This window comes from Nocardia shimofusensis NBRC 100134 (assembly GCF_001613125.1).
Taxonomy (GTDB): Bacteria; Actinomycetota; Actinomycetes; order Mycobacteriales; family Mycobacteriaceae; genus Nocardia; species Nocardia shimofusensis.
In genome coordinates this window covers 312,165-328,458 of sequence record NZ_BDBT01000004.1, presented here as the reverse complement: position 1 = coordinate 328,458, position 16,294 = coordinate 312,165, and the positions used below count along the sequence as shown (strand labels likewise).

Sequence of the window (16,294 nt, the reverse complement as noted above, 5' to 3'; positions counted from 1 at the left end):
CTGCTCGTACCGCGAAGTGAGCAAAGCTCAGGTTTTCGATGCGCGGAGAGGAGTGCGATGAGGACGAAACCCGCCCGGCAGGGGCGACGTCCGACTCAGGAGCGGGCGAAGGCCACCAGGGAACACATCCTCGACACCGCGGCACGGCTGTTCGGCGAACGCGGGATCGCCGACACCTCGACGAACCGGATCGCGGCCGAAGCCGATGTCAGCATCGGGACCGTCTACCGCTACTTCGCCGACCGCAGCGTCATGGTCGACGAACTGCTCGAACGACTATTGGTCCGAGCCGAACAGCGTTGCACCGCGTGGATATCGGAGACCACTCAGCTGTCGCGCGAGCTCACGCGCGCGTCGGCGTCGGAGCTGTTCACCAAGTTCCTGGAGAGCTTCACCGACGAGTTGGCCGACAACGCGAAGCTGGTCCGGGCGTTGATCGACGGCGTCCAGTTCTACAGCAGCGGCCTTCCCGAGTTCGAGCCGCGGCTGCGCCTGCTGATCAAGGTGCTGCTGATCCAGATCCTCGGCCCCGGCGACGACCGCAAGTACGACACGATGACCTTCGTGTTGATCAACACCGGATTCTCGGCGGTACTGCGGACATCGGCTGTGGAGGTCACGCCCGAGGAACGGGAAGCTGCCATCGCCATGACGGGCCGGATGATGGGGGCGTGGCTCGAAGCCGAGATGGATCTGGCCTGACGGCAGCTCAGACCGGGTGCCCGGGCGCGGGGGTCCGGGGCTTCGGCTCGGCGTGATCGGCGAATGCCTTCGCGACGAGCGCCGACCGCAGCTGCCACAGGCCGCGCCGTCCGTTCGGGTCGATGCCGGTGAGCGCGGCGATGCGCTTGAGGCGGTAGTCGACGGTGTTGGTGTGAATGTGCAGCGCGCGGGCCGTGCGCCTGCGGTTGAACTCGTTGGCGATATGCCGCTGCAGGGTCTCCAGCAATTCGGGGTGGTCGTCGAGCGGGTCCAGCAGTGCGGCCAAGCTCGTGCGGCCGGGGCCCGGCCTGCTCAGCTGGTATTCCAGTGCCACGTCGCTCAACTCGTAGAGACGGGGCTCGCACTGCAGCCGCTGCACTAGATCGAGCAGTTCGTGTGCGCGCGCGACCTGTTCCGGGATCTGCGCCGTCGGCGCGAGGGTGAGGGTCCCCGTGACCGGCACGCCGGCGGCGGCGGAGAGCCTGCCGATCAACGCTTCGATCTGGTCACGGGAGGCCGAGGGCTCGGGCAGCAGGACTGTTCCGCCGTCCACGCCGAGCAGGGACAGGGCGTCGGTGCCGCTGCGGGCGAGTTCGGACTGAACGCGGCGCAGTTTGCGGCGCGCCACCACCTGGCCGCTGAGTCGCGGGTGGGATTCGTCGGGATGCTTCGGGATGCCGAGCGCGAGGACGTGATACTCCCCCGCCACGTCCAGCCCCGATTCCCGGGCGATCCGCGAGGTCGGGTGCCCGCTCAGGAGCGCGCAGGTGAGCGTGTGAACGGCCGAATGGTGTTCGCCGACCACTGCTTTGTGCTCGCGGATATAGGACCGGGCGACGATCGTGTTCATGACGTCGAGCAACTCGACCATCCGCTCCACCGCGCTGCGCACACTGTCGAGATCACCCGCGGTGGCCGAAGCCAAGATGAGGTCGGTGCCGAGTTTGAAGCCCTCGTGGATCGCGTGCAGGATCGTGTCGATCGGCACCCCTTCACGCGCCCACCCCGCGGCGGCCTCGGCGAGCCTGTCGGTGTCTTCGGGAATCTGCCCGCCGTCGAGCATGCCGACGGCTATCTCCAGGCACGTCCCGGTGATCGACATGATCTCGCCGGACATCGCGTCGCCGGGGAGAGTCCCACACGGAGTCACGTTCTGCACGAAGTGACCGACCATTTTCCGCGAGATCGTGTGAACATCCTTCAATGGTGTGGACATCGGTTGCCCGGACAATTTCAAATCCGTCCGAAGCGTGCCGTTGGCTGTCATCGTCGACTTCCTTCCGCCCGAGAGCTACGGCCGTTTCCGGCCCCACCGTGGATGCGCCCGCGCATTTCGAGCCCCGGCACCCGACATGCCCGGCTGCGTCCGATCGGTGGAGCATGAACTCTAAGTTGTCCGACAACTCACTTTCCACTTCTCTTTCCGCACGGCTGCGTGCGCCCGCCCGCACATCCACCACCAGCGCAGATAACGGGATAGGCAACTCGTGCTGCGGGGGTTTTCCGAAACATCCTGCAGGACCGCTCACTTCAGGCAGGAATGCGACGGAGGACGCACGAAATACCCCGAGTGGTCGATGCGCAGCACTCGCCCGCACCCCACCGGGGTCTTCGCTCAGCCGTTACCGGCGCTCACACGGTGACATTCACAGCGACCCTCCCCCACCGATCAGCCACGGGTTAGAGGTGCACACCAGCGGCTGCGACGGATCCAGGGTGTTGAGGATGATCGACAGCGCGCGCGGCGAATACATCAACGTCAAATGGTCGGACAGATCCTGTTCGCACCCGTCCTGCAGCGTGATGTTGCGGACGGTGGCGCCCGGCCCGGCCTGCAGGAACGTCGAGTCGTAAGGCGTGGTGATCTCGTCGTATCGGCTGCCGACCACCGTGTATTCCACTCCCGGCTCCGTGTCGCCCCCGGCGTTCAGGTTGTTGATGAAGTTCGAGCCGACCGTCTGCTGAATGCCCGCGTGACCCACGAAGATCTCCACCAGACCGAGGACGTCGATGCCGAGGTTGTTGATCGCCCGGCCCAGCGCGCCGATGCCGATCAGCGTGGTGCCGTGATGGGTGGCTCCGAAGGTCATCAACTGGTCGACCTTGTCCGCGCCCCCTTCGAACCGGAGGTATTGCCGCGCCACCGTACCGCCCTGCGAGTGGGCGACAATGTTCACCTTCTCCGCCCCGGTCGCCTGCAGGACCCGGTCGACGAAGACGTCGATCTGCTTCGCCGAATCCTCCATGTAGCCGGTGCCGTTGCGGCCGGGCAGGACCGGGCCGAGGCCACCGCCCTGGATCAGGCCGGACTTGCCGTAGTTGAAGGTGAAGACGCAGTGACCGGCGTCGTGGATGGGCTGGGAGACGTAGGCGAAGTTGTCGTAGGCGTTCTCCCAGGTGCCGTGCAGCAGCACCACCGGTTCGGGATGTTCGGCGGTCGGCTTGCACGTCCAGTCGTTGGAACCCGGGGGCGCCACATCGGGGTTGAGCAGACCGTGGCCGAAGGCGGCGAGGAACGCGGTGGCGGGCGGACCGAATCCGACGGTGTCCGTGGCGTGGCCGCCGCGCAATCCGGAGCTAGAGCCGGAGCCGCCGTAGCAGTCACCGGAGCCGTTGCCCGATCCCGCGCCGCTGCCCGAGTCACACGCCGAGCCGGAGCCGGAGCCACTGTCGACGATCGGCGTCGCGGACGGTTCCGAGAGCCCCTCGTCGATGACGTCGGCCAGTTGCTGCTCGGTCGGCACCGCGGCCGGCTCGGCATTGACCCCCGCCCCCACCACGCCGACTGTGAGGACGGCCGCGCTCGCCACGACAACGGCCCGCATCGACCCGCGGATAGCTTTTCGCTTCATCGGTTTCCTTCCCGCAAACAGGTGTTTCGGTTCCCCGTAGTGGGGAATCCATCCGCACCTGAGAACCGCCGATGACGCTAAATCCGATTGATCGACGATTCGCCCGAAAGCGTTCAGGCCGTGCTGATCACGATGAATCGAGCGGCGGTCCGATGACGGGACACAGGAAATTCACCAGCCCGGCGAGAATTGTGACCGATCACCGATTTCCACGGTCGAGGATTGGAAATGACTTCGGCACCGACCGACGGATCAACACCTGTTGTGGCGTCGGACAGCCAGGCAAAGCAATGCGTTGGGAATGGGCATCATTCGTTACACCGGCCCTCGCCGCGACGGTCTGGTCGGCAACCTGGCGAGCGCCCCTCCTCGACTCGGCGACCGCGGCCGTCGCCGGAAAAGGTGTCGAAACCGGCTTTCGCCTGTGCAACGATCGCACACGCTCACGACGAATCCAGGCAATAGAGAAGAGCACATGGCGACCTCGGATGTCGGTTCACAGTCGGAAGAGAAGCCAACGGGAGGATTGCGCCTCCTCGCGACGAACGCGCCTTTCCGCGCGCTTTTCCTCTCGCGGACCGTGTCCTACACGGGCGAGGCAGTCAGCCTGGTCGCGCTGATGCTGTTCGTCGCCGACTCCACCGGTCAGGCGATAGCGGTCGCGGTCCTGCTGCTGGTCGGGGACTTCATCCCGGCCCTGCTCGGGCCGATCACCGGGGCGATCAGTGACCGCTTCGACCTCAGGCGGGTGATGATCGTCTGCGAACTCGTTCAGGGCGCCACGCTGCTGACGATCACCCTGTCGATGCCGCAACTCCCCCTGCTGCTGGTCTTGGTGGCAGCACGGGCGACCGGCGGCCAGGTGTTCATGCCGACCTCGCGGGCGGCTGTGCCCGCCCTGGTGCGCGGACGTGACCTGGAGTCGGCGAATTCCAGCATCGGGTTCGGCGCCAACGGAGCCGAGGCTGTCGGCCCGTTGCTGGCCGCCGCGCTGTTGCCGTTCCTCGGGCTCCAGGGCGTACTCTTCGGTGCGGCGGCGGCCTACGGGTTTTCCGCGCTCATTCTGCTCGGACTGCGGCCGTTGCCCTCGGTCCGCGAGGAGCGCGAGTCCACCTCTCTGCTGACCGACGCCAAGGAGGGCATGGGCTACATCTGGTCGGTCTCGGCGGTCCGGGTGATTGCGATGGGGTTTTGCGTCGTGGTGGCTTTCAACGGAATCGACGACGTGGCGCTGGTGCTGCTGGCCAAGAACACCTTCGACGCGGGTGACTCGGCCGTCGGGCTGTTGTTGAGTGCGGTCGGAATCGGACTGCTGGTCGGCTACGCGCTGCTCGCGCGCTACGGCATGCGCGGTTCGACGGTAGTCCTGCTGCTCCTCGGGTTCGCGGTGAGCAGCCTGGGCAACTTGCTGACCGGCCTGGCATGGGCGGTCGCCGCAGCCTTCACCCTGCAGGCGGTACGCGGCATCGGGATCGCGGCGATGGACGTGGCGACCAACACGCTGCTCCAACGCACTGTCCCGGCCCGGATGCTGGGCCGGGTCTTCGGCAATCTGTACGGTGCGGTCGGTGTGGCCGCCGGACTGTCCTATGTGGGCGGCGGGCTGCTGCTCGACGTCACCTCGGCGCCCGTCACCCTCGTCATCGCGGGCGTGGGCGGGCTCGTCGCCACCGTCGCGGTGGCCGTGACGCTTCCCCGCGCGCTGCGGCGCGGCCGGGCCGCCGGGGAAGGCGTCGGTCCAGAAGGATGATTCGCTCGGGCCGCACGCCGCGCTCAGTGGCGATGGAAGGGTTTCCGCGATCGACCAGGCCGACCGCGCCTGGTCGGCAACCTAGCGAGTGACCCGCACAGGCACCTCGGTCCAGCCCGCGACGCTGGTCTCGCGGGCACGGCGCAGACCCTGCCGATCCAGTTCGTATTCGGGCATGAAGTCGAGCATGGCATCGAGGGCGATGTGGCTTTCCAGACGCGCCAGGGCGGCGCCCAGGCATCGATGGATGCCATAGCCGAGACCGAGATTGTTGCCGGTGAACGGACGGGTGATGTCGAAGCGGTCGGCGTCGGGGAAGGCGTCGGGGTCACGGGTCGCCGAGGCGAGCAGCATGAGAACAGGACTGTGGACCGGGATCGTGCGGCCGCGCAGGGTGACCTCACGCCGGGTGTAGCGCACGTCGTACTGCACCGGACCCTCGTAACGCAGCAGTTCCTCGACCGCGCCGGGGATGAGTGAGCGGTCCGCGCGCAGTGCCCGCCACTGCTGGGGGTGGTCGGCGAAGATCACCGCTGCCGTGCCGAGGAGTTTGGCGACGGTTTCCGCGCCCGCGCCTGCCAGCAGCGCGGCGAAGCCGAGCACTTCCTTCTCGGTGAGCCGGGTGATGCTGCCGTCCGCGCGATCGACTTCGACCGCGAGCAGCCGGCTGATCATGTCCTCGCGCGGACGGACGCGACGTTCGGCGACCAGCCGCGTGTAGTACGCGGTGGAGGATTGGACCGCGCGGCGCGCGTCCTCGTCGATTCCCACCTGCCCTTCGGCGCGTTGCAGCGGGATCGAGAGCCATTCCCGCAGCTGCTGCCGGTCTTCCTTCGGCACACCGAGCATGGTGGTGATCACCTCGATCGGGAACAGCGAGGAGAAGTCGGCGACCACGTCGAAACGCTCCGGGTCCAGCCGCTCGACGAAACCTGCGATGGCCTCCCGGATCATCGGCTCGAGAGCGGCGATGGCGCGCGGGGTGAACACCGCGCTGACCAGCTTCCGCATCCGGGTGTGCTCGGGCGGGTCCATCATGATGATCATCGGGATCTGCTGTTCGGGCGGTTCCGGCGCGAGCACCTGCTCGAGGGTGACTCCGCGCCCGGAGGAGTAGGTCTCGAAGTCCTTCATCGCCGGCACCACGTCTGCGTGCCGCGACAAAGCCCAGAATCCGTAGCGGGGGTTGTGATAGACGGGTGCGGAGTCGCGGAGCCTACGGTATATCCGTTGCGGATCGTCGTGGAAGGCCGCGGCGAACGGGTCGAAATCGATGGCGTCGTGGGAGACGAGGGAGTCGGTCATGAAGTGCCTCTTTCTCGATCGGCCGACCGTTGCCCGCGCGCGGAATCCGAGGTCCGCCTGCTGACGAGACGGGAAACGCCCAACCCCTCAAAGCGTTACACTTCTTACACTCTATGTAAAGGTTGTCAAGTGGACTCGATTTCCGAGCGGGACGGCAACGACACGCGCACGCGGATCCTGCGGGCGACCTTCGAGGTGCTCGGACGCAGGGGCTACGGGAAGCTGAACCTCTCCGATGTCGCGGCGGCGGCGAAAGTTTCCCGCCCGACGCTGTATCGGCTGTTCTCCTCCAAGCAGGACCTGCTGGCCGCGTTCGGCGAATACGAGCAACGCAATATCGAAAAGCGCGTGCGGGCCGCGATCGAAGGCCTCGATGGCGCGGAACGGCTCGACGCGGTCCTGCGGTTCATCGTCGACTTCCAGGACTCGTACTCGTTGAGTCGCGTCGTCGAGGTCGAGCCGGATTATGTACTCCAGGAGATCGCGCGCGTCGTGCCCGTCATGCGTGAAGTGATCGAGCCGCTTGTGCCGCAGGATGACAGGCGAATCATCGCCGGCGCGATCGTACGGTTGGCGGTCGCGCATTACCTGGTCGGCGGCGACGACCGAGCCGACTTCCTGGCTCAACTCCGGCACACTGCCGGAATCAGTGGCAGTCCGCGAAGTGCGTCCGCCGGCTGAACCACAGCATTCGGCTCGACATGAGCTTCCCCGCAGACGTAGCACACGTTTCTCAAACCTCTTCCGGAGAAGTCGTTCGAGACGGGACGGTGGTTCACCCCGCGCGTCGATGAGATTTCCCAGATCCCAGTCCGCATGAAACGCTCACTTCGAGCAAAGAGTCGGCCATTCCGGCGGACTACCCGTACAGGTCCGACAGTCCGATCAGTGTGATGTCGGATGACGACGCGGCGGCATTGCGTGCGTTGTCGTTGAATCCGGCACTACTGAACAGAATCAGCCGAGTACCACTGGTGTCGTAGCGGCCGGCGCGGGCGATGAGGCTTCGGAGGTGCCGAAGTCGGTCGATGTGGGCTCGGCCGATGGTGTCGTTCCATTTCGCTTCGCCGATGGCCAGCAGTGGAGGTTTGCCCGCATCGGCGAGACCGACGACCGCGACATCGATTTCGTGAGCGACCCGGGCAGTGGTGTCGTGGACGACGCCGTGTCCGACTCGCGCCGGCAGTCCACCGAAGATATCCGGGTCGGCGTGGTGCAGCGACCATTCGCGGCAGATCTGCTCGAAGTGCGGGCCGAGCACATTGCTGGCGAACCTGCGCCTGCTGGCCTGCCACACCCGATGCGCACTGCCGGGGCGCTCCAGCTGATCCCACACCGGTCGCATGATCGCGTGGTAGAAGCCGATCAGCGGCTCGGCGATGCGATATGCCGAACGGTTCTGCCGGAACACATCGGCGTCCCGGTGCAGCAGTCCCACGTCTTCGAGCACGGTGATGGGATGGGCGAGATCGGTGGCCTTGCGTTCGAGGTAGCCTGCAATGCCACCGCGCGTCGCGTTACCGTCCGCAACCGCGGCGAGTACCGATAGATACAGGGCCGTGTCTCGGAGGTCCGGTTCTTCGGCCAGCAGATAGCGCGGCTCGCGAAACAGCGGGGTCTCCGGATTCAACACCGTGCGTTCGACCCATGAGTCGAAGTCGGCCGCATCGGCAGGAACGTCACCCCGGGCAAACTCCCGGCGGTATGCCGGAGTACCACCGACGATCGCATTCACTTGGACTGCCAGCTGCGGATCGGCGATACCCCAGAACTCGGCGGCCAGACGGAAGTCGAGCGGTCGCACCAGTAGTTCCAACCCTGCCCGGCCCCGCAAGGGCGCGCTGCCCGACAGCAGTCTGCTCATGAACGACAACGCGGACCCGCACAACAACAATCGGGTCCGGGACGTCGCCCGCTGTTCGCGAAGCGGACGGAAGGCTTCCTGAATGATGGAGGGCAGCTCCGGGTTGGCCTTGGCCAGATACGGGAACTCGTCTATCACCACCGGGACGGGCCCGGCGCTGCCCAATCCGAGCAGCGTGTCGATGACCTCCGACCAGTGCGCGAAGTGGAACGGACTCGCCGGACGGATATGGTCGGTCAACGCAGCACTGATCCGGCGCAACGACTCGACATCGGTCGCCTCGGTCGCGCCGAAGTAGAAGCCTCCCGCTGCCCGGCATACTGCCTCGAGCAGAAACGTCTTGCCCTGCCGGCGCCGACCGGACACGACACCCAGGGTGGCACCGACTTGGCTGTCGGAAACGAATCGCGACAGGGCCGCCCACTCGTAGTCCCGGTCGAACATGTCCAGAGGCTTATCCATGCGGCTCCATCGATTTGTATAGGTACAGTTTTTATAACTGTACCTATACAAAGCCATTCCCTGGGGTCAGAGCGACTGCATGCCCGACGCGCGCACCGCGCCTACAGTCGAGCGCCCTCGCTCGAATCGCAGCGGGAGCGCCCAGCCGTGGGACCGTCCTGGTCGGCGGGACGCGATCGGCGTGATCGACGGGCGCACGGTTCCGGAGGACGCATTTCCTGGTGGTAGCCGGCGCGTGCGGGGGCAGGGATGCGGGACATCAGTGGTCCTTCCTCGTATCACGGCAGCCATCGGTCGCGCGGGCCTCGACCTGGTTGGTGCGCACGATCGGCGACGTGGCGCAGCAGGTCTCGCCCTTCCATGCTTCGCGACCTTCCCTGACCGCGAACGCCGCGATCACCAGCGCGGCGATCGGGTCGGCCCACGACCAGCCGAACAGGCTGTTGAGCAGCAGCCCGGCGAGCAGCACGCCGGACAAGTACGCGCACAGCAGCGTCTGCTTGGAATCGGCCACCGCCGATGCTGATCCGAGTTCGCGTCCGGCGCGGCGCTGAGCCGCGGACAGGATGGGCATGACGACCAGGCTGGCGGCGGCGAGCGCGATGCCGATCGCGGAGTGTCGGGCTTCGCCGATTCCGAGCAGGGCTCGGACCGAGTCGACGGTGACATAGAGCGCGAGGGCGAAGAATGAGAAGGCGATGATGCGCAGGGCGATCTTCTCCCGCTTCTCCGGATCGCGCCCGGCGAACTGCCAGGCGACCGCGGCGGCGGAGGAAACCTCGATCACCGAGTCCAGGCCGAAACCGATCAGCGCGGAGGAAGACACCCGTGCGCCCTCGGTCAGGGCGATGATCGCCTCGAGCACGTTGTAGGAGATGGTCGCGGCGACGAGCAGGCGAATCCGCCGCGCCAGCAGCGCCTTGCGGGCCGGGTCGGGGTCGGCGCGACTCTTCCGGGGCAGGCCGGGCGAGGCCATCAGCAACACCCATCCGGTTCGGCGTCCGGGCAGCAGGCCGGATCCACGGAGAGCACCAGCCCGAGCAGGTCGTCGAGCGCCCGCCCGATCCTGGCATCGGCCAGTTCGTAGCGGGTGCGCCGACCTTCCGGCGCCGTGACGACCAGCCCACACCCGCGCAGACAGGCCAGATGGTTGGACAGGATCTGACGCGAGACGCCGATGCGATCGGCCAACTCCGAGGGATAGGACGGCGCGCTGCGCAGGTTGAGCAGGATCCGGGTGCGGGTCGGGTCGGACAGCGCGTGCCCGAACCGCGCCAGGGCATCGGTGTGCGGCACCGGCAAGGTCTCCATGCCGCCACTGTACAGATTTCTCTGTATTCAGAAAAGGATGAACCAGCAGGGAGCGCCGGGTGCCGACAACCGGTTGGCTCGACATCCCGCGCCCGTCCGTGCGCTCTCCCGCCGCGCGACTACTTCTCGCTGTGGTGGCTCTTCACGCTGCTCATGTCGGTGAGGATGGGATATCCGGTGTGGCTCAACGCGTTTCCATGGCCGGTCTGATGGGTGTCGAAAACCGATTGGATGGCGGCGTAGAAGCCTTGGATGTCGAGGGTCTGGTTGACGGCGCGCTTGGCCTGGCGGAGGCCGAAGGGCGGCATCCGGGCGATCTGGGCGGCCAGTTCGGCGGTCTCGGTGGCGAGGCTGTTCAACGGAACCACGCGGTTGACCATGCCGGTGTGCAGAGCTTCCTCGGCGGTGATCGAGCGGCCGGTGAAGAGGATCTCCTTCGCCTTGCGAGGGCCGAGTTCCCAGGTGTGGCCGTGGTATTCGACGCCACCGATGCCCATCAGGACTACGGGGTCGGAGAATCGGGCGTTGTCGGCGGCGATGATGAGGTCGCAAGGCCAGCACAGGAGCAGGGCGCCGGCTATGCAGCGGCCTTGGACGGCGGCGATGGTGGGTTTGGGGATATTGCGCCAGCGGAGGCTGTATTCGAGGTAACGGCGGGATTCGGCGGCGTAGACGAAGTCGAGGGTGATCTTCTCGGGGGCGTCGGCGGGCCGGTCTTTGAGGTCGTGACCCGCGGAGAAGTGTTTGCCCGCGGCGGCCAGGACTATCACCACGACCTCGTCGTCGGTGGCGGCGCGGGTCCAGGCGGCGTCGAGTTCGTCGAGCAGGGCCATGTTCTGGGCGTTCGCCGCCTCGGGGCGGTTGAGGGTGATGGTGGCTACGCGGCCTTCGGTGCGGTAGTCGATGTACACGGATGTCGCCTTCACGGTCGGGGAAGGCCGAGCACGCGCTCGGCGATGATGGTGCGCTGGATTTCGGAGGTGCCGCCGGCGATGGTGCCCGCGAACGTCCGGACGAAGCGTTCGAACCAGCCGGGGGCGGTGTCCTCGAGGCTGAGCGGGCTGTAGCGGGCGGTGACGCCGGGGTGGTCGAGGCCGCCGGTGCCCGCGGCGGCGAGGGCGTGTTCGGCTCCCGCCTGCACGGCTTCGGAGCCGAGGAGCTTCAGAACCGACAAGCCGGGGCCTGCTTCCTCGCCGCGGGCGGCCTTGGCCAGGGCCTGCGAGCCGAGCAGGCGGAGGGCGTGGGCATCCATGGTGAGGGTGGCGTAGCGGCTTTCTTCCAACGGGGTAACGGGATGGAAGTCGGCGAGCAGGCCGTCGAGGCGGCTGGCGAAGTTGGTCCACAACAGGTTTCGTTCGTGGCCGAGGGAGCCGCTCGCCACCCGCCAGCCTGCGTTGAGATCGCCGAGCAGATTGTCGGCGGGGACTCGAACGCTGTCGAAGAAGACCTCGTTGAAATCCAGATCGTCGGGGCGGGCTACCGAGGCGAACGGGCGACGGTGCACGCCGGGCAGATCGGTGGGGATGAGCAGGGCGGAGATGCCGCGGTGTTTGGGGGCATCCGGGTCGGTGCGGACGAAGGTGAGCACGACGTCGGCGTCATGAGCTCCGGACGTCCACACCTTCTGTCCGTCGACGATGAAGTGGTCGTCCTCGAGGCGGGCTCGGGTGCTGAGGCCGGCGAGGTCGGAGCCGGCGCCGGGTTCGCTCATGCCGAGGGAGGCGGTGAGGTCGCCGCGGAGAATGGGGACCGCCCACCGCCGCTTCTGTTCTTCGGTGCCGAAGGTGAGCAGGGAGGCAGCGATGATGCCGACACCTTGCGGGTTGAAGTGCTCGTGGATTCCTCGTTCGGCGAGGGTCTCGCGGTGCACGTACTGCTCGAGGATGCCCGCGTCGCGCCCGCCGTATTCGGGCGGGTTGCCGGGCACGAGCCAGCCGTGGTCGAACTGGGTACGTTGCCAGCGGCGGGCCCAGTCGGGGGTATGGGAGCTGGAGCGAGGGCGTTCGAGGCCCTCGGCGTCGGGCAGGTGCTCGTCGAGGAAGGCGATGAATTCGGCGCGGAACGCCTCGACGCCGCTATCGAAGGCCAGTCGCACGGTGGTGCCTCGCAATCGTCGCTCGATGTTCGTCGGTGCCGCCGAGCAGCAACTCTCCCGCCTTGGCGCGCTTCAGAGCGAACTGGACATCGTTTTCCCAGGTGTAGCCCATGGCGCCGAACAGTTGCAGGCCGTTGCGGAAGACCAGGGATTGGCATTCGCCCGCGGCCGCCTTGGCCATGACGGCGGCGAGGTGCTTGCGGTCGTCGGCTTCGGCGATGGTGAGGGCCGCGAAATAGGTGAGGGCGCGGGCTCGTTCGATCGCCACGTGTATGTCGGCGGCCTTGTGGCCGACGGCCTGGAAGGAGCCGATCGGGACGCCGAACTGGCGGCGCTCGCGGACGTGCTCGACCACGAGGTCGAGGACGCGTTGGCAGGCGCCGACCATGGTGGCGGCCATGCCGGTGAGGGCGACGGCGCGGGCGTGGCGGACGTCGGCCGAGCTGCGGGCTTCCGGGGCGACTCGGACGCGGTCGAAGACGACGTCGGCGATGTGCAGGACCGGATCGAAGACGGCGGCTCGGCGGATGCTCACCACTCCGGCGGGGACCAGGAAGACGCCCGCGCCGGTGACCACGGCGAACTGGTCGGCGCGGTCGCCGTCGAGGACGCGGGCCGAGCCGGTGAGGACCCAGTCGCCGCCTTCGCGGGCGGCGGTGACGCCCTCGTAGACGGCCGCGCCCGCGACCTCGGCGGGGGCCTGCGTGACGAGCGGGGCGAACTGACTGGTGGTGGCCAGGAAGGGGGTCGGATCGCAGGCGCGCCCGAGTTCTTCGTGGGCGATGGTCAGCTCGACGGCCTCACCGGGCTCGGTCATCGCCGTCCAGCCCTGATCGATGAGCGATTTCCACAACGGGCCCGTGTCGGCGCCGTGATCGGCGACCTCCCTGATCAACGTCGGCGGGCAGTGCCGGGCGAGCATCTCGCGTACGGTGCTCTGCCAGAACCGCTGATCGGAGTCGAACTCCAACAGCATCCGATCGACCTCCTTATCCGTGACCGCGGTTCAGCGCGCTCGCCACACCTGCATGGACATCGACCCGAGGTCCAGGGTCGGGCTCAGCGGCAGCTTTCCGCTCGCGGAACGTTCCCCGAAACCGCGCAGGACGACATCGGGGTCCGCGCTGAGTTCGTAGATGGCGAGGTAGCGGTGGGTGGGCTCGCCACGGCCGGGGACGGGCTGGATTTCGTAGCGGGTGCACGATTCGATGCCGGGAACGGCGAGGACGTCGGCGAGATGGTCGGTGTCGTACCACGTGTTGAATTCCTCGTCGCGGCCTTCGACGGCATTGGTGAAGACGAGCATCTTGGCGTCGGTCATGGTGGTGTCCTTCTCTCGGTGGGCTGTCCCGCTGGTCAGTGCGGGAGCATGGCGGTCCAGGGGCGGTTCGGTTCGGTGGCGAGGTCGCCCTGCTGGTAGACGCGGCCGTCGGAGGCGAGGTAATCGCCGGTTGCGGGGTCGTAGCGCGCGGCACCGATCGCCGGGGCGTCCGAGGTACTGCTCGCCGGAGCGCTGGCGGGGGCGTTGCCGGGCGGGCTGTTCTGCGCGGAGATCGGGCGGGTGTCGGGAGCGATGCCCTGATCCTCGAGTCCGGGGTCGCGAGGGTAGGGACCGATCAGGGGTTGCTCGGGGGCGAGCGGGACGAATCCTTCCGGGCTGCGGCAGAGTTCGGCGGTCGGTGCGTATTTGCCGGGTTGTCCCGCACAGGGGGTGTTGCGCACGCCGCGCACGGCTATGTCGGAGTCCTGCGGGAGTTTGCAGTACAGGCCGTCGGGGGTGTCGAGGGTGTCGGTCTCGTGCGGGGAGCGCCACTCGGTCGGCGGGAGGAAGCCGACGGTGCAGGCGGCGGGTTCGGACATATTGCCGAAGCGGAAGGTGCCCAGGCCCAGGCCGGAGGCATTCTTGGACGGCTGCACGGTCTGGATCATCGAGATCGACGGCGGGAGCAGGACGAGCAGTTGTTCGAGACCGGCGTTGTAGGTGACCGCGAGCCGGCCGACACTGGTGAGGTTGGCCAGCAGGACCGGCAATGTCAGTTCGACGGATTCGAACAGGCGGGTCGCCTCGGTGGCGAAACCCGGGCCGTCGCGCAGGATCGCGCGGAGCTGCGGGTCGTTGGTCACGAGTTGGCCGGTGACACCGGCGAGGCTGCGGGTCCACACCTGGACGGCATCGAGGCTGCGGGCCTGAGCGTCGAGCAGCGGGACGGTGTCCTGGACGAAGGTGCGGGCGGTCTCGCCGGAGCCCTCCAGTTCACCGGCGAGGGTCCGGGTGGAGGCCAGCAGCGAATCCAGTTCGCGGCTCGACGATCCCAGGCCGGTGGACAGTTCACCGAGCAGGTCGTACATGCGCTCTGTCGGAACGGTGCCGACCATGGCACTGAGGCTGTCGAGCATGGGGCCCACCGCTTGCGGGACCTCGGTCGCCGAGAGCGGGATCACCGCGCCCTCACGCAGGTAGGGGGCTTCGTCGGTGCGGGGGCGCAGTTCGACGTACTGTTCGCCGACCGCGGAGACACTGCGGACCAGGGCTTCCAGGTCGGCGGGAATCGGATGGCCGGTGTCGAGGGTGAGGGTGGCGCGCACGCCGTCGTCGGTGAGGTCGACGGCGGTGACTTTGCCGACCTCGACGCCGCGGTAGGTGACATTGCCGAAGCGGTAGAGGCCGCCGGTCTCGGGCAGGTCCAGGTAGACGGTGATCGAGCCGACGCCGAGCAGTTGCGGCAGTTTCATGTAGACGGTGCCCATGACGGTCAGGCCGATCACCGACAGGACGGCGAAGATGACGAGCTGGGCTCTGACGAAGCGGGTGATCAGCATCAGCGGCCTCCGGTTCCCGGCGGGGTGATGCCCACACCGAGCGGGTTCGAGGTCTGCTGGGCGTAACCGGGATCGCCGACGGCGGCTTGGATGACGGCGTCGGGATCGGCCCACGGGGTGCCTTGCAGCAGTTCGCGTTGCAGGCGCGGGATGGTGAGGTCGACGGTGGCGTGCAGGTTGATGTAGTCGCCGCGGACGGCGCGGTCGATCACCGACTGGCCGTAGGGGTAGACGGTGGCGTAGGCGAGGCCGGCGTCGAGCAGCGGACCGACATCGGCGACGGCTTTCAGAGTCGGCTCGAGATTGCGCAGGTCGGCGATCAGGTCGGCACTGATCTCGGTGACCACGCCGGTGGCGGTGTCGCTGAAGACACGCAGGCGGTCGAGGGCGTCGGTGAGGGCGGGGCGTTCGGCGAGCAGGAGGTCGAGGGCGGGCGGGAGCATGTCCAGTGCCCGGGTGAGAGTCTCGGTCTGGCCCGCGAAGGTCTCCCCCAGCCTGGCCAGCGCTTCGATGGAGGCGACGATGTCGGCGCGCTGTTCGGCGAGGACGGTCATGAAGCCGTCCAGGCGGGTGAGCAGGTCGACGACCTGGTCCTGACGGCCGTCGAGGGCATTGTTCAGTTCGGCGACGATGTCGCCCAACTGGCCCAGACCGCCGCCGTTGACGACGACCGACAGGGAAGCCAGGGTCTGCTCGGTGGACGGGTAGGTGGAGGCGCGGTTCAGCGGCAAGCGCGCGCCCGATTCCAGGCGGCCGGTGGAGTGTTCGCCGTCGGGGGTGTTCAGTGCCAGGTGGGTGGAGCCGAGCAGGCTGGTCTGGCCGACGGTGGCGACGACGTTGGCCGGGATCTCGGTCTCGGGGCGCACCGCCGCCTCGACCACGGCGTGCCAGCCGTCCAGGGAGATGGTGCGGACGCTGCCGGCCACCACGTCGTCGATCATGACCGGTGAGTTCGGCGTCAAGGTGCCGACATTCGCGATCTCGATGGAGACGAGCGTCGCCCGCGAGCTGTTGGACTCGGCGCCGGGCAGCGGCACCGAGTTGACGCCGTGCGCGCCGCAGCCGGTGACGGTCAGCAGTAGGCAGGCCGCGGAGGCGACTCGGCGCGCACGGGAGGGCAGGAAGTGTCTCAT

The 16,294-nt window shown here is 67.5% G+C and carries 15 protein-coding genes; 3 read left to right on the top strand and 12 right to left on the bottom strand.

Annotated features, from left to right (window positions below):
* The first annotated feature begins 57 nt into the window (after positions 1 to 57).
* A complete protein-coding gene (locus NS3_RS06835; RefSeq protein WP_067855260.1) occupies positions 58 to 702 on the top strand; it encodes a TetR/AcrR family transcriptional regulator in 645 nt (214 codons plus the stop codon).
* 7 nt (positions 703 to 709) lie between these two features.
* On the opposite strand, the gene NS3_RS06830 is transcribed toward NS3_RS06835, so the two are convergent.
* Positions 710 to 1,876 (bottom strand): PucR family transcriptional regulator, encoded by a 1,167-nt coding sequence (locus NS3_RS06830; RefSeq protein ID WP_507762080.1) that lies wholly within the window; start codon positions 1,874 to 1,876, stop codon positions 710 to 712.
* A gap of 472 nt (positions 1,877 to 2,348) precedes the next feature.
* On the bottom strand, positions 2,349 to 3,554 hold the full coding sequence (locus tag NS3_RS06825; RefSeq protein WP_067855254.1) for an esterase/lipase family protein: 1,206 nt from the start codon (positions 3,552 to 3,554) through the stop codon (positions 2,349 to 2,351).
* Between the two features lie 301 nt (positions 3,555 to 3,855).
* Here NS3_RS06825 and NS3_RS06820 point away from each other — a divergent pair, with 301 nt between their 5' ends.
* On the top strand, positions 3,856 to 5,304 hold the full coding sequence (locus NS3_RS06820; protein WP_307609279.1) for an MFS transporter: 1,449 nt from the start codon (positions 3,856 to 3,858) through the stop codon (positions 5,302 to 5,304).
* Between the two features lie 81 nt (positions 5,305 to 5,385).
* On the opposite strand, the gene NS3_RS06815 is transcribed toward NS3_RS06820, so the two are convergent.
* The gene (locus tag NS3_RS06815; protein WP_067855251.1) at positions 5,386 to 6,609 is read right to left on the bottom strand and encodes a cytochrome P450; all 1,224 of its coding nucleotides are present in this window, start codon (positions 6,607 to 6,609) and stop codon (positions 5,386 to 5,388) included.
* Positions 6,610 to 6,738: 129 nt separating this feature from the next.
* Between NS3_RS06815 and NS3_RS06810 the strand changes: the two genes are divergently transcribed.
* Positions 6,739 to 7,290, top strand: a complete 552-nt coding sequence (locus NS3_RS06810) for a TetR/AcrR family transcriptional regulator (RefSeq protein ID WP_067855248.1) — start codon at positions 6,739 to 6,741, stop codon at positions 7,288 to 7,290.
* Between the two features lie 178 nt (positions 7,291 to 7,468).
* Here NS3_RS06810 and NS3_RS06805 read toward each other — a convergent pair whose 3' ends face one another.
* The 9 genes from NS3_RS06805 to NS3_RS06765 all read right to left on the bottom strand — a co-directional run bounded on the left by NS3_RS06805 (position 7,469) and on the right by NS3_RS06765 (position 16,294).
* Entirely contained in the window at positions 7,469 to 8,935 is a 1,467-nt protein-coding gene (locus tag NS3_RS06805) for an ATP-binding protein (RefSeq protein ID WP_067855245.1), read from the bottom strand.
* A 259-nt stretch (positions 8,936 to 9,194) separates the two neighbouring features.
* Entirely contained in the window at positions 9,195 to 9,911 is a 717-nt protein-coding gene (locus NS3_RS06800) for a cation efflux transmembrane domain-containing protein (protein WP_067855242.1), read from the bottom strand.
* Complete coding sequence (locus NS3_RS06795; protein ID WP_067855239.1) at positions 9,911 to 10,246, bottom strand: ArsR/SmtB family transcription factor; 336 nt, start codon at positions 10,244 to 10,246, stop codon at positions 9,911 to 9,913. Before NS3_RS06795 ends, NS3_RS06800 begins: the two co-directional genes overlap by 1 nt.
* A 119-nt stretch (positions 10,247 to 10,365) precedes the next feature.
* Positions 10,366 to 11,157 carry an enoyl-CoA hydratase gene (locus tag NS3_RS06790; protein ID WP_067855461.1) on the bottom strand — a complete coding sequence of 264 codons (792 nt, stop codon included), beginning with the start codon at positions 11,155 to 11,157 and terminating at the stop codon, positions 10,366 to 10,368.
* 11 nt (positions 11,158 to 11,168) lie between these two features.
* Positions 11,169 to 12,341: an acyl-CoA dehydrogenase family protein gene (locus tag NS3_RS06785; RefSeq protein ID WP_067855237.1), complete on the bottom strand. Its 1,173-nt coding sequence runs from the start codon at positions 12,339 to 12,341 to the stop codon at positions 11,169 to 11,171.
* Positions 12,322 to 13,317: an acyl-CoA dehydrogenase family protein gene (locus tag NS3_RS06780; RefSeq protein ID WP_067855234.1), complete on the bottom strand. Its 996-nt coding sequence runs from the start codon at positions 13,315 to 13,317 to the stop codon at positions 12,322 to 12,324. Before NS3_RS06780 ends, NS3_RS06785 begins: the two co-directional genes overlap by 20 nt.
* 30 nt (positions 13,318 to 13,347) lie before the next feature.
* Positions 13,348 to 13,662 (bottom strand): DUF4286 family protein, encoded by a 315-nt coding sequence (locus tag NS3_RS06775; protein ID WP_067855231.1) that lies wholly within the window; start codon positions 13,660 to 13,662, stop codon positions 13,348 to 13,350.
* Positions 13,663 to 13,697: 35 nt separating this feature from the next.
* Complete coding sequence (locus tag NS3_RS06770; protein ID WP_067855458.1) at positions 13,698 to 15,158, bottom strand: MCE family protein; 1,461 nt, start codon at positions 15,156 to 15,158, stop codon at positions 13,698 to 13,700.
* A gap of 2 nt (positions 15,159 to 15,160) precedes the next feature.
* Entirely contained in the window at positions 15,161 to 16,294 is a 1,134-nt protein-coding gene (locus NS3_RS06765) for an MCE family protein (protein WP_067855229.1), read from the bottom strand.

Bases quoted from the DNA above. Each gene is read 5' to 3' on its own strand.
- NS3_RS06835 (WP_067855260.1), top strand. From the start codon at position 58: ATGAGGACGAAACCCGCCCGGCAGGGGCGACGTCCGACTCAGGAGCGG.
- NS3_RS06830 (WP_507762080.1), bottom strand. From the start codon at position 1,876: ATGGTCGGTCACTTCGTGCAGAACGTGACTCCGTGTGGGACTCTCCCC.
- NS3_RS06825 (WP_067855254.1), bottom strand. From the start codon at position 3,554: ATGAAGCGAAAAGCTATCCGCGGGTCGATGCGGGCCGTTGTCGTGGCG.
- NS3_RS06820 (WP_307609279.1), top strand. From the start codon at position 3,856: ATGGGCATCATTCGTTACACCGGCCCTCGCCGCGACGGTCTGGTCGGC.
- NS3_RS06815 (WP_067855251.1), bottom strand. From the start codon at position 6,609: ATGACCGACTCCCTCGTCTCCCACGACGCCATCGATTTCGACCCGTTC.
- NS3_RS06805 (WP_067855245.1), bottom strand. From the start codon at position 8,935: ATGGATAAGCCTCTGGACATGTTCGACCGGGACTACGAGTGGGCGGCC.
- NS3_RS06800 (WP_067855242.1), bottom strand. From the start codon at position 9,911: ATGGCCTCGCCCGGCCTGCCCCGGAAGAGTCGCGCCGACCCCGACCCG.
- NS3_RS06795 (WP_067855239.1), bottom strand. From the start codon at position 10,246: ATGGAGACCTTGCCGGTGCCGCACACCGATGCCCTGGCGCGGTTCGGG.
- NS3_RS06780 (WP_067855234.1), bottom strand. From the start codon at position 13,317: ATGCTGTTGGAGTTCGACTCCGATCAGCGGTTCTGGCAGAGCACCGTA.
- NS3_RS06775 (WP_067855231.1), bottom strand. From the start codon at position 13,662: ATGACCGACGCCAAGATGCTCGTCTTCACCAATGCCGTCGAAGGCCGC.
- NS3_RS06765 (WP_067855229.1), bottom strand. From the start codon at position 16,294: ATGAGACACTTCCTGCCCTCCCGTGCGCGCCGAGTCGCCTCCGCGGCC.